The sequence below is a fragment of the Thalassotalea sp. PS06 genome (assembly GCF_007197775.1).
Taxonomy (GTDB): Bacteria; Pseudomonadota; Gammaproteobacteria; order Enterobacterales; family Alteromonadaceae; genus Thalassotalea_A.
On the sequence record NZ_CP041638.1, the window covers coordinates 3410698 to 3423566 of the forward strand.

Below are 12869 nucleotides of genomic sequence, written 5' to 3' on the forward strand. Positions count from 1 at the left end.
GATCAACCGGGAGCATATTATGATCAAATCGCGCGCCGCTGTTGCCTGGGGCCCAGGCCAACCTCTAAGCATTGAAGAAGTCACCGTCCAGCCACCCAAAGCTGGTGAAGTGTTGGTTCGAATCGTTGCCAGCGGCGTTTGCCATACCGATGCTTTTACCCTCAGCGGTGACGACCCGGAAGGTATCTTTCCAAGTATTCTTGGCCATGAAGGTGGCGGTATCGTTGAAGAAATTGGCGAAGGGGTTACCAGTGTCGCGGTGGGCGATCATGTTATCCCTCTATACACCCCAGAATGTGGCACCTGTAAATTCTGTTTATCCGGCAAAACCAACCTCTGTCAGAAAATCCGTGCAACTCAAGGGCAAGGGTTAATGCCTGATGGCACCACTCGCTTTTCCCTTCATGATAATGACATTTTCCATTACATGGGCACGTCGACATTTTCTGAATACACAGTCCTTCCGGAAATCGCGTTAGCGAAAATTAATAAAAAAGCGCCATTGAAAGAAGTCTGCCTGCTCGGTTGTGGGGTAACTACTGGCATGGGTGCAGTGGTTAATGCCGCCAAGGTAAAACCAGGTGATACGGTCGCGGTATTCGGCCTCGGTGGCATCGGCTTATCCGTAGTCATTGGCGCAGTTATGGCGGGAGCCGAACGTATCATTGCTATTGATATTAATACCGATAAATTTGAGTTGGCAACCAAGCTCGGCGCTACCGATTGCATCAACCCCAAAGACTATGATGCGCCGATTCAGGACGTTATTGTCGAATTAACCGATGGTGGTGTCGATTACTCGTTCGAATGTATCGGTAACGTCCACACTATGCGCTCGGCTCTGGAATGCTGTCACAAAGGCTGGGGCGAGTCGGTGATTATCGGTGTTGCCGGGGCTGGCCAGGAAATCAGTACCAGACCATTTCAGTTAGTTACTGGCCGAGTATGGCGCGGCACCGCCTTCGGTGGTGTCAAAGGTCGCTCGCAATTGCCAGGTTATGTGGAAGACTACCTGGCAGGTAAGTTCCGTCTCGATGACTTTATTACTCATACCATGGGGCTTAAAGATATTAATCACGCCTTTGAGCTTATGCATGAAGGTAAAAGTATTCGCTCTGTGATTCACTTTGACCTCTAACCTCAATCATCGTAACGGGGCCATTCATTGTTTGGCCCTTCCATTTAAAAAATATTGTTTAGAAAAATTTATGACCACAGCGTTAAATCGAATCAGCCACAATCGCATGTTTGCTGGTAATCACCAGAGATTCAGCCATCACAGCGACGTCAATCAATGTCAGATGACCTTCGCCATTTATCAACCAGACTCAGTTAAAGATCAGGCGTTACCGGTTTTGTATTGGTTATCGGGTTTAACCTGTAATGATGAAAACTTCAGTACCAAAGCTGGAGCCCAGCGCGTTGCCGACGAACTTGGTATGGTTTTGGTAATGCCGGACACCAGCCCCCGCGGCGACGATATTCCCGATGACAGCGAAGGTGCCTACGATTTTGGTCTGGGCGCGGGGTTTTATGTTAATGCGACTCAGGAACCTTATAAGAAAAATTATCAGATGTACGATTACATCACCAAAGAGCTACCGTCGATAATTGAAGAGAACTTTAATGTAACGGATAAAAAGTCCATTACCGGTCACTCAATGGGCGGCCATGGCGCGATTATCTGTGCCCTGAAAAATCCGGGAATGTATCAATCGGTCAGCGCCTTTGCGCCGATTAGCAATCCTAGTAATTGCCCTTGGGGCGAAAAAGCATTAACCGGTTACTTAGGCTCGAATCGAGGCGATTGGTTTGCATGGGATAGTGTCGAGATGATCAAAGTATTGGAAGGTGGCGATCCGTTCCTTGAACTACCTTTGAAAGTTACCCAGGGGCTTGCCGACAATTTCCTCGAGGAACAGTTAAAACCTCAGGCGTTAGTCGATGCCTGTGAAACGAGAGGTAAAGAGCTCGATTATCAAGGTGTAGAAGGTTTCGACCATAGCTACTTCTTTATCGCCAGCTTTATCGAAGAACATTTGCGATTTCATCGTAAATATTTATGAACAATTAACACATCGGCAAAAGCCGGACCACTGCGCCATAACAGCAATAACATCAGCAGTTACAGTACAATGATGTTTTTTTAGCCGGAACAGCGAATTAAGCGGCCCCGCCCCTTTATTTTACAGTGCGGGAGAGTACAATAGCCGCCAATTTTTCAGGCTGTTCCAACATGTTTCTTGAGGCGCATATGTCATCAGACTTTTTACAACACCTTCAACAACAAATTGACCAGGTTAAAGACGAAGGTCTTTACAAAGCAGAGCGAGTCATAACCTCAGCACAGCAAGCCGAAATTGCGGTAAGCAGTGGCGAGGAAGTCGTAAACTTTTGCGCCAATAACTATCTGGGTTTAGCAAACCATCCTGATCTCATCGCCGCCGCAAAAGCCGGCCTTGATGATCATGGTTTTGGTATGGCTTCGGTGCGTTTTATCTGCGGTACCCAAGACATTCACAAAACCTTAGAGCAAAAACTAAGTAACTTTTTAGGCATGGAAGATACCATTCTTTACTCTTCCTGTTTTGATGCCAATGCCGGTTTATTTGAAACCATCTTAGGCCCAGAAGATGCGATCATCTCCGACGCCCTTAACCATGCTTCCATTATCGACGGTGTGCGCCTGTGCAAAGCCAAACGTTTTCGTTATGCCAACAACGATATGGCAGAGCTGGAAGCGCAATTAATTGCCGCCGATGAGGCCGGTGCTCGTTACAAGCTAATTGCCACCGACGGTGTATTCTCAATGGATGGCGTTATCGCCAATCTAAAAGGCGTTTGTGATCTTGCCGATAAATACAATGCGTTAGTCATGGTTGATGATTCCCATGCGGTCGGTTTTGTCGGTGAAGACGGCCGTGGTTCACACGAGTATTGTCAAGTGATGGATCGCGTAGACATTATTACCGGTACGCTAGGTAAAGCAATGGGTGGTGCGTCAGGTGGCTATACCTCTGGTAAAAAAGAAATCGTAGAATGGTTACGTCAACGTTCTCGTCCATACCTATTCTCAAATTCATTAGCACCAGCCATTGTCAGTGCGTCAATTAAAGTTCTGGATATGTTGGCTGAAGGCGGCGAATTACGTCAAACCTTAAAAGCCAATGCCTCCTATTTCCGCGAGCAAATGGAAGCCGCTGGATTTACTTGCGCGGGCGCTGATCACGCCATTGTGCCAGTCATGTTAGGTGATGCTAAAGTTGCCGCCGATATGGCCGATAAACTGTTAGCCGAAGGCATTTATGTTATCGGCTTTTCATTCCCGGTTGTGCCAAAAGGCCAGGCGCGAATTCGTACCCAGATTTCCGCGGCGCATACTCGCGCACAATTGGATAAAGCCATCGAAGCCTTTATTCGTATCGGTAAAGAGATGGGCATCATCTAGGTCTAGGTTCAGGAAGTAAATGATGAAATCCTTAGCAAAATTAAAGGCCGAACCCGGCATTTGGATGACCGATTCTCCAAAGCCAGAATTAGGTCCAAATGATCTGTTAATCAAGATCAAAAAAACCGCTATTTGTGGTACTGATATTCATATCTACAACTGGGATGAGTGGTCACAAAAAACCATCCCGGTACCTATGGTTGTCGGTCATGAATATGCGGGCGAAGTGGTGGATATTGGCCAGGAAGTTCGCGGTTTTAGTATCGGCGACAGAGTATCTGGCGAAGGTCATATCACCTGTGGTCACTGTCGTAACTGTCGTGCCGGTCGCCGTCATCTGTGTAACAACACCTTTGGTGTTGGTGTTGATCGCCCGGGAAGCTTCGCTGAATATTTGGTAATTCCAGCCTATAACGCCTTTAAATTACCAGATGAAATCAGCGACGAATTAGCGGCAATCTTTGACCCATTTGGTAACGCCGTGCATACCGCATTATCGTTTGATTTAGTGGGTGAAGATGTACTGATCACTGGTGCCGGTCCCATCGGCATTATGGCAGCTGCGGTTGCTAAGCACGTTGGCGCTCGTCACGTCGTGATTACCGACATCAATGAATACCGTTTGGATTTAGCCCGCAAAATGGGGGCAACCCGCGCCGTTAATGTCAGCAAAGAAAGCCTTACCGATGTAATGAAGGACCTTGGCATGACCGAAGGTTTCGATGTTGGTCTGGAAATGTCTGGGGTGCCAGTTGCCTTCCGCGACATGCTGGAAAACATGAATAATGGCGGCAAGATTGCGATGCTAGGTATTCCAGGTCAGGATATGGCTATCGACTGGAGTAAAGTGATTTTCAAAGGCTTAACCATCAAAGGTATTTATGGCCGTGAAATGTTTGAAACCTGGTATAAGATGGCGTCCCTGATTCAATCGGGTCTGGACTTGTCACCCATCATTACCCATCACTTCCCTATTGATGATTTTCAGCAAGGTTTTGATGCCATGTTGTCAGGTAACTCTGGCAAGGTGATACTGCACTGGGATTAACCAATTCCGAATACCTGCAGAAACGATGCAACTTTGTAAACCGCTAACGCGCTTTCGCGTTAGCGGTTTTTTATCATATTAACTTCTGAAATTAGGTTTGCTAGGATCAGGGCCATTATTAACCCCAATTGTGCAGAGACAATTCCCGTGCAAAATAACGATGTAACCTTTAAACACATTAATGCTCAGCAAGTCGCTGAAGGCCTGGATAACAACGACTATGTCATTGTTGATATCCGTGATGCGAATTCATATGGCAACAGTCATATTCCCGGCGCCGTGCATTTAACCAATGATAATTTGACAGACTTTTTGCATCAGGCGGACTATGATGTACCTACCATAGTGTGTTGTTATCATGGAATTTCTTCGCAACAGGCGGCGCAATTTCTGATCAGCCAGGACTTTACCGACGTATATTCCTTAGATGGTGGTTTCGAGCAGTGGGCAATGCTTTACCCAGATAAAATAGAGCGCTAAGGATAGGTTATGAGCGAACTGGTTCCACTGGTAAAAGTAAAGCAGTCGGGTATGGCCAAGATATTCGTCAGTTATTTGCAAAGCCAGGGGATCGAAGCGGCAAGCAGGCCAGCGGAGAGTAGTACCGAAAATGCTGAGCCGTTTCCACACGTGATTTATTGTCAGGAAGACAAAATCGAACAGGCCAAAGCGGAGTTCGCAGAATTTGTTCGTCATCCAAACCAAAGTAAATTTCAGGATTCCGCCTGGCAAAGTGGCTCTAGCATCAATATTCGTTCAGGCCAGCGCCTTTCAAAAGAAATCACCAGCAGTTTAAAAGCGAAAGCCGGTTGGTTCACCCTCACCATCTTCGCATTGTGTTGGTTGGTATACCTATATTCGCTAGTGGCGTTTAATGCGTCATTTGATGCTCTTAAGTTCAATCAATTCGGTGACTTAACGCAAACCATGGACGAACCATGGCGATGGTTAACACCCGCGATATTCCATTTCTCTTTTCTACATATCGCCTTTAACACCCTTTGGTGGTGGCAGCTTGGCGGTCAGATAGAACAAAACTTAGGAAGTTGGCGGTTAATCTTTTTGTTCCTCGGCTCTGCGTTACTTTCTAATAGTGCGCAATTTTATGTATCCGGCCCTAACTTTGGCGGCTTGTCTGGCGTTGTTTATGCCACAGTCGGATTCGTCTGGTGGTTCGGCTACCTCAATCCCGGACACAAAATTCATTTAGAAAAACCCATTGTTGGTTTTCTTTTATTTTGGTTGGTGTTAGGTTTTACCGACCTAATGCCAATCAATGTTGCCAACACGGCGCACCTGGTCGGCTTATTATCTGGTATCGCCTTCGCGTTCTTCGTTACCCATAGGCTAAAACTTGAGAAGTCCATTGAACACTGAGTTACATCAATTAAAACAGCAATTCCCCATTGGTTTAGACGTTAACTGGGTATCGGCATCATTGGCACCCAAACAATCAACGATTAATGACTGGTTGTTGGACCCAACATCGCTTACCGCTCGATTAAAGCGCCACTGTCAGGAGTTTCGGGTATTGCTTTTAGGACAGCAATTACAACCCTGCCCTGCCCATGAAGCGCTGCAAAATGATGACGGCAGCGCCAGCAAGGGGATCAGCGAAGGTGAGGAAGTGTTGGTCCGAGAAGTCTTACTCTATTGCGATAACGTGCCAGTGGTTTTTGCCCGCTCACTGTTACCTTCAGGTTCTCTTACTGGTGAACAGAAAGCTCTGGCAGAGCTCGGTGAACAACCCCTGGGCCAAGTTCTTTTCAACAATCCAAAGCTAACCAGAAAGGTTTTGCAGGTCGCCGAAATCGCGCCATCTTTGCGTCTTTGCGAACTGGCAAAAATGGCGGACTTGGAAGTAACGCATTCGTTATGGGGACGCCGCTCATTGTTTCATATCGAAGAAAAGCCACTTATGGTCGCAGAGGTCTTTCTTCCCGGCGCCCTGGCGTATCAATAATAGAAATCAACGGGCGAGAATTGTTGATATTCTAATTAAAGATAGACATGGTATTGACTAAAAATCATATCCTACCAGGAGAGAAATATTATTCAGCTTGTAGTTTTCAAAATAGAAAATTTTCTGTGAGTCCCAATTATATTGGGTCAGTTCACCACCCACATATACATTGTCAGTTAAATGTTTTCTGAAACCGAAAGAAAAATAATAGCCTTTTCCTTCGTCACTCAGAGTAGGGTAGTCCGTAAACCTATCCTCTACAGGTGGTAATGTGCTCTCATATAGTGTCCCGAGGCTGCCGCCCCAGAGAGATAACCCAAACCGAGCTACGACATATAAATCCTTGTGTAAATAATTCCCTATTTTTACACCCAAGTTGACTGAATCTGCTTCTACATCGTAATAATAGAATCCATGATCACCTTTTTCAGTCTCTGCAAGATTGCCAAAATCAATGTAAGACACCTCTACGCCAAAATATTGATTATAGTTATAGACACCTTTAACACTGAATGACGTATCGTCTTTTTTTTGCGACCTTCCGACAGATAATTCTCCGGCCAAATCAATTTTCGCTTGAGCTACTGCAGGTAAAAATAAAAGTATGATTAGGGATAATTTCTTGTGCATATACTTCTCCATAAATAGGCACTTAACACATCAGTGTGACAAGACTTCGAACAATGAAAATACGTTCAAAGGGGTTTGGACAGGACGAGTATTTCTATCAAAAACAGCAGGTTAATTCCACTTAATTTTTTTCACCTATAAATGGATGTAATCAAGGAGTCAAAGTTTTTGAAAGTGTTTCAACAACTCTGCCCCTTGATCGAGTTAGGTAGTTGCGAGGTTATTTAGCCACTTCTTAGATGCAACCCGCCAACCAAACAATATCAACTTACAAATCTCTTCCGAATAGGAAACGACTACCACCCAAAATAGCGGCAACTGGAAATAAAAAGCCGCCAGAATTGTAAGTGGAATACTAACAATCCACATCCCCGTCGTGTCGATGTAAAGGCAGGCCTTAGTCTCTCCTCCGGCACGAAGTACACCCATCGCCATTGTCATATTGGTAATTTTAAGGCTACCACCAAGAGCAATAATCAAAAAAATGTCGCCCGCTAAATCTAGCGTCGAAGACGGCAAATCGGCAAAAGGAATAAATACCCAGCTTTTGATCCCATACAGCAACCCGCCAGCAATCACTGCCACCACAGGCGCTAACAGCGAAAAAGTCCGCGCGATTGACCAGGCTTCGTCAAACTTATCAGCGCCAAGGCGCTGGCCAACCATAATGGCACAGGCGGATGCAAAACCAAAAAACAAGGAGATAAACATCCCTTCTACTGGGGCTAATATGCTCATCACCGCTAATTCCTGGGTACCAATTCTGCCATAGATCAATTGATACACTAAGGTTCCAAGCGACCACACTCCAAAGCTGAACATCATTGGCCATACCAAGGCTACTAATTTGCGCCAGGCTTGGGTGTCATTTAAACTGGCGAAATCGTGTCTTGAGGGCTTAACCGGATGGCGCATCGCGACCAGAAACCAAACCAAGATTATCAAATGCAGTAATCTGGACACAGTTGTGGCAATGGCCGCACCATCAACTCCAAGTGGCTCAATACCTAAGCCACCATTGATCAGCCAATAATTCAAAATAACGTTCAGGCCAATCGCAATGGAGCTTAATACCATTGGCAGCTTGACCTGATTGAGACTACGAAGGGCGTTTTCAATCACCATAATGCCGGCGACAAATAATAAGCTCGGCATCGTGATCCAAAGATAGCTTTCACCCAAAGCTATCACTTGGTTATCAGTACTCCCTAATTCAATCAGTTGATCGGCATAGGCAAAATTAAGCAAAACGACTGGGATTAGGGCAAACACCGTGACACTGACGCCCATCAATATCGCTCGACGGACTTTCATCATATTGCCTGCACCAAAATACTGAGAGGCTAAAATCCCCACCGCCCAAGCGCCGCCATTGACTAATACCAAAACCACAAATTGAATGCGATTTCCCAGCCCTACTGCAGCGACCGCAGCATCCCCTAAATGACTGACCATCATGACATCAATCATCCCTAGCATGGTGACCAGGGTTTGTTGTAAAGAGATTGGCCAGGCGAGTTTAATACTGGCTTTGACAGACTGCATATTTAAGAATGGCATGGGCTAATTTTAAGTGTTTCGTGAAAAAATGGCTGTTAGAATATAGTCCGCATTCGGAGTTTCGTATCCTTTGTCGGCAATCTATATTGGTGTAAAAGGCGGCAAGTTTATCATTATTCCCCACTTTAGGAAGGAAAACTCCCGGCTCATACGTATGTAAGCGCATCAAAACTTTACTGGCGCGTACAGCAGATAAATAACAACAAAGTGAGATTAGTAGACGTGGTAACAAACTGGTTTGGCTCTTTTGAAGGCATAAAGCAAATCACCCGCATGGATAAGCCCATTGGTACTTATCTGCTGATGTGGCCTACCCTTTGGGCGCTTTGGGTTGCTGCTGAAGAGTTTCCCGGTTGGCATTATTTTATCGTGTTCACCTTAGGTGTATTTATCATGCGCAGCGCCGGCTGTGTAATCAACGATTATGCCGATCGCAACGTCGATGGCAAAGTGAAGCGTACCAGTCAGCGGCCATTGGTGTCAGGCTTAATGAGCGAACAACAGGCGAAAAATCTGTTTTTCCTGCTTATCGCCATTGCCTTTGCTTTGGTACTTACCCTGTCTTGGCAAACCATCGCCTTATCTGTCGTAGCATTACTATTGGCCAGCAGCTATCCCTTTATGAAGCGCTACACCCACTTTCCACAAGTCGTATTAGGCGCTGCTTTTAGCTGGGGCATGATCATGGCGTTTATGGAAATTCGAGGTTACATTCCGCTGGAAGCCTGGTTACTGTTTGCTGCAAATTTAGTATGGACAGTTGCCTATGACACTATGTATGCCATGGTAGACAGAGATGATGATATAAAAATTGGCGTTAAATCCACAGCCGTGCTGTTTGGGCGTTTCGACAAGCTAATCATTGCCCTGATGCAGTTAGTCGTTCTCATATTGTTAATCTGGGTCGGGTTGAGATTGCAGTTTAATATGTTCTATTACGTATCTGTGGCTTTCACCGCGGCTTCTTTTATCCATCAACAGCAGTTAATTAAAACCCGTAATCGCGACAAATGTTTTCGCGCCTTCCTTGATAATCATCACGGTCTGATGTTTATGCTGGTTGGTATCTTATTGCAATACCACGAGTTTTACTAAGCGTCAAACTACAGAGAAAAAGGCTTAGAACTAATTGGCGCAATTGGTTGGGACCAACGCGATGATAAATGCAATGAGCAGCAATATGCCGGTGAGCACGCAAACCATTTTACGATTTCGAAAAAAGCGTTCAAAGATATCTACTATGATTATCTCTATTCAAACTCTTTAATAAGATCCATGAATGCTTTGCCATAGCGGTGTAGCTTAGTATCACCGACGCCAGAGATACTTAAAAACTCATTGCTGTTGGTGGGCTTTAACCGTGCCATTTCCATCAGTGATGCATCGTTAAAGACGATAAATGGGGCGATATCCTCTTGATCGGCGAGCACTTTACGAAGCTCTCGAAGTTTTCGAAACAGCCCTTTATCATATTGATTTTTCGGTTTATTTTGTTGCCAGTAACTGGCATGTTGTAATCGTGGTCGCGCCAGCATCAAGGGTTCTTTGGCACTAAGAATGGGCCGTGAAGCTTCGGTTAACTGCAATGCCGATTGTTGCTCAATGTCCTGCTGTAATAATCCAAGATGAATGAGTTGGCGGATTACCGAAAACCAATAGCCGCGGGTTTTATCCTGACCAATACCAAAGGTACTGACCGCCGTATGCCCGGCTTTTTTCAGTTTATCGGTATCGCGGCCGCGCAGCACATCGATGACATAGTGGATATCACCAACCTGGTTGATTCGATAAACACAGGATAAAACTTTCTGAGCATCAACTGTCGCTTCATAACGGCTTGGCGGGTCCAGGCAGATATCACAGTTTCCGCATCCAGCATGAGTATACTCGGCAAAATAGTTTAATAGTACCTGACGCCGACAGGTCTGCGCTTCGGCAAAACCTGCCATGGCACTAAAGCGCTGTAACTCAACCGCCGCTCGCTGCTCATTATCACTATCATTTATACGCTTTTTAATACGATCTATATCCTGATGATCATATAAAAGCAACGCTTCCGCTTCTAATCCATCACGACCCGCCCGGCCGGTTTCCTGATAATAGGATTCGAGCGAGCGAGGCAACTCATAGTGCACCACAAACCGTATATTCGGTTTGTTAATACCAAGACCAAAGGCAATGGTGGCAATCACAATACGGATATTGTCTTTGGTAAACCCATCCTGAACGACATTACGGATATCGGCGTCCATACCAGCATGGTATGCGGCACAATTGACACCTTTTTCTGCCAATTCTTTGGTGAGTTTGTCCACCTGCCAGCGAGAGTTACAGTAAATAATGCCACTGTCTTCACTGTTGTCTCGAAGATAATCCAGCAATTGCCGTTGGCCATTGTACTTTTCCGTTAAGGTATAACGAATATTGGGTCGGTCAAAACTATCCAATAATACAAACGGATTTTGTAGGTTCAGTTGCTGCAATATGTCTTTTCGGGTGGTCACATCCGCGGTAGCCGTTAGTGCCATAATTGGCGTATAGGGAAAGTACTCTTTCAGGCGACCTAATTGCGTATAAGAGGGTCGAAAATCATGTCCCCACTGGGAAATACAGTGAGCTTCATCGATGGCGAAAAAACTGATCTGCATTTGCGTCAGACTTTGCAGAAAATAGTGCGATAACAAACGCTCCGGAGCCACATAAAGAATCCGAACTTCACCCCGTCCTACCCTTTGCATGGTCTGATTAATATCCGCGGTATCCATAGTGCCATTCACATAAGCGGCGCTGATGCCCTGACGCAATAAACCATCTACCTGGTCTTTCATCAATGCGATTAACGGGGAAACGACCACGGTTAGCCCCGGCATCAAGGTTGCCGGCAGTTGATAACATAATGATTTACCACCGCCGGTAGGCATTAACACCAGACAATCCCGTTGTTCCATCAGTTGCTCAATCACCTGTTTTTGGCCCGAGCGAAATTGCTCATAACCAAAATGATGTTTCAATGAGTGCAGTAAATCCGGGGCTTGCTGAATGGTATTAGCGGTGGACAAGTTTTATATTTCTGATTTATTTTTTTGGCATTTTACCCCAGAGCGCAGGCTTCTCCATAGACATTTATCGGGAAATCTTTAAGCTATTGAAATTACATAAGTCTGAAACACTACTAACGCACTGTTTCTGCTGTCGAGGGAGACTGCGTCGGATAGAAAACCTAGTCGTTGACAGGTTTTCAGGTTTTGGCCAGGGAAGGCCTATATGCAGAAAATGCACTAATACATGGAAGTATGTAGTTAGAATAACGCACTAATACACGGATGTATGTAGGTAGAATAACGCACTAATACACGGATGTATGTAGGTAGAATAACGCACTAATACACGGATGTATGTAGGTAGAATAACGCAGGAGCAGTTATCGAGGAGCAGTTATCGAGGAGCAGTTATCGAGGAGCAATTTTTCTGTGACAGCTGACGCGGTTATGACCATGGATGGTCGGTATGCCGAAAATGCACTAATACATGGAAGTATGTAGTTAGAATAACGCACTAATACACGGATGTATGTAGGTAGAATAACGCACTAATACACGGATGTATGTAGGTAGAATAACGCAGGAGCAGTTATCGAGGAGCAGTTATCGAGGAGCAGTTATCGAGGAGCAATTTTCGGTGACAACAAGGGCTTTAGTTTTTTTAATTAACCTGACCGTTATAAAATGTGTCAGGATTCTCATCATTCAAAAGGTTTCTCAATGGAAAAGACCCAGGTACTGGAGCAAGTTACTCAGCTTTGGAACGCCCATATTCCCTTTAATCAACTACTCGGTTTCAACATCATTAAAATGGATCCACAGGAATCAGAAATTCAGTTCCAATGGAAAAATGAATTGATGGGTAATCCCGTTCAGAAAATACTCCATGGCGGCGTTATTGCATCGGTCTTAGATATGGTCGGTGGAGTGGTGGCCGCGGCCAACATTATTGATAATTTGCCTGAGATGAAAGAATCAATAATTCATGAAAAGCTTTCGCGAATGAGCACCATAGATTTGCGCACCGATTTTTTGAGACCGGGGCGAGGCGAGCAGTTTATTGCAACGGCAAGAATTATCCGTAAGGGCAGTAAAGTGGCCGTGGCTCGGATGGAGCTGCACAACGAAAAAGGTACTCATATAGCCTTTGGCACCGGAACTTATATCGTCGGGTAACGC

At 45.3% G+C, this 12869-nt stretch carries 12 protein-coding genes; 9 read left to right on the forward strand and 3 right to left on the reverse strand.

The annotated features are described in order from the left end of the window. The first annotated feature begins 19 nt into the window (after positions 1-19). The 7 genes from FNC98_RS15105 (at position 20) to FNC98_RS15135 (ending at position 6459) form a co-directional block, all read left to right on the forward strand. Positions 20-1138 carry an S-(hydroxymethyl)glutathione dehydrogenase/class III alcohol dehydrogenase gene (locus tag FNC98_RS15105; protein WP_144035114.1) on the forward strand — a complete coding sequence of 373 codons (1119 nt, stop codon included), beginning with the start codon at positions 20-22 and terminating at the stop codon, positions 1136-1138. A 70-nt stretch (positions 1139-1208) separates the two neighbouring features. Beyond that, positions 1209-2066 (forward strand): S-formylglutathione hydrolase, encoded by an 858-nt coding sequence (gene fghA, locus FNC98_RS15110; protein WP_144035115.1) that lies wholly within the window; start codon positions 1209-1211, stop codon positions 2064-2066. Positions 2067-2254: 188 nt separating this feature from the next. Continuing rightward, positions 2255-3448: a glycine C-acetyltransferase gene (locus FNC98_RS15115; RefSeq protein WP_144035116.1), complete on the forward strand. Its 1194-nt coding sequence runs from the start codon at positions 2255-2257 to the stop codon at positions 3446-3448. 22 nt (positions 3449-3470) lie between these two features. Further along, positions 3471-4496: an L-threonine 3-dehydrogenase gene (gene tdh, locus FNC98_RS15120; protein ID WP_144035590.1), complete on the forward strand. Its 1026-nt coding sequence runs from the start codon at positions 3471-3473 to the stop codon at positions 4494-4496. Between the two features lie 147 nt (positions 4497-4643). Then, entirely contained in the window at positions 4644-4976 is a 333-nt protein-coding gene (glpE, locus tag FNC98_RS15125; protein WP_144035117.1) for a thiosulfate sulfurtransferase GlpE, read from the forward strand. Positions 4977-4985: 9 nt separating this feature from the next. Next, entirely contained in the window at positions 4986-5873 is an 888-nt protein-coding gene (glpG, locus tag FNC98_RS15130; protein ID WP_144035118.1) for a rhomboid family intramembrane serine protease GlpG, read from the forward strand. Then, on the forward strand, positions 5863-6459 hold the full coding sequence (locus tag FNC98_RS15135) for a chorismate lyase (protein ID WP_260680371.1): 597 nt from the start codon (positions 5863-5865) through the stop codon (positions 6457-6459). The genes glpG and FNC98_RS15135 overlap by 11 nt, the downstream gene beginning before the upstream one ends. 57 nt (positions 6460-6516) lie before the next feature. Here FNC98_RS15135 and FNC98_RS15140 read toward each other — a convergent pair whose 3' ends face one another. Both FNC98_RS15140 and FNC98_RS15145 read right to left on the reverse strand, forming a co-directional pair. Beyond that, positions 6517-7089 (reverse strand): outer membrane beta-barrel protein, encoded by a 573-nt coding sequence (locus FNC98_RS15140; protein ID WP_185968000.1) that lies wholly within the window; start codon positions 7087-7089, stop codon positions 6517-6519. Between the two features lie 204 nt (positions 7090-7293). Further along, positions 7294-8649, reverse strand: a complete 1356-nt coding sequence (locus FNC98_RS15145; protein WP_185968001.1) for an MATE family efflux transporter — start codon at positions 8647-8649, stop codon at positions 7294-7296. Between the two features lie 207 nt (positions 8650-8856). Here FNC98_RS15145 and ubiA point away from each other — a divergent pair, with 207 nt between their 5' ends. Next, the gene (gene ubiA / locus FNC98_RS15150) at positions 8857-9744 is read left to right on the forward strand and encodes a 4-hydroxybenzoate octaprenyltransferase (protein WP_409574558.1); all 888 of its coding nucleotides are present in this window, start codon (positions 8857-8859) and stop codon (positions 9742-9744) included. 155 nt (positions 9745-9899) lie between these two features. Here ubiA and recQ read toward each other — a convergent pair whose 3' ends face one another. Next, on the reverse strand, positions 9900-11708 hold the full coding sequence (gene recQ / locus FNC98_RS15155; protein WP_260680372.1) for a DNA helicase RecQ: 1809 nt from the start codon (positions 11706-11708) through the stop codon (positions 9900-9902). 702 nt (positions 11709-12410) lie between these two features. On the opposite strand from recQ, the gene FNC98_RS15160 reads away from it, so the two are divergent. Beyond that, complete coding sequence (locus FNC98_RS15160) at positions 12411-12866, forward strand: thioesterase family protein (protein WP_144035120.1); 456 nt, start codon at positions 12411-12413, stop codon at positions 12864-12866. The last annotated feature ends 3 nt before the right edge of the window (positions 12867-12869 follow it).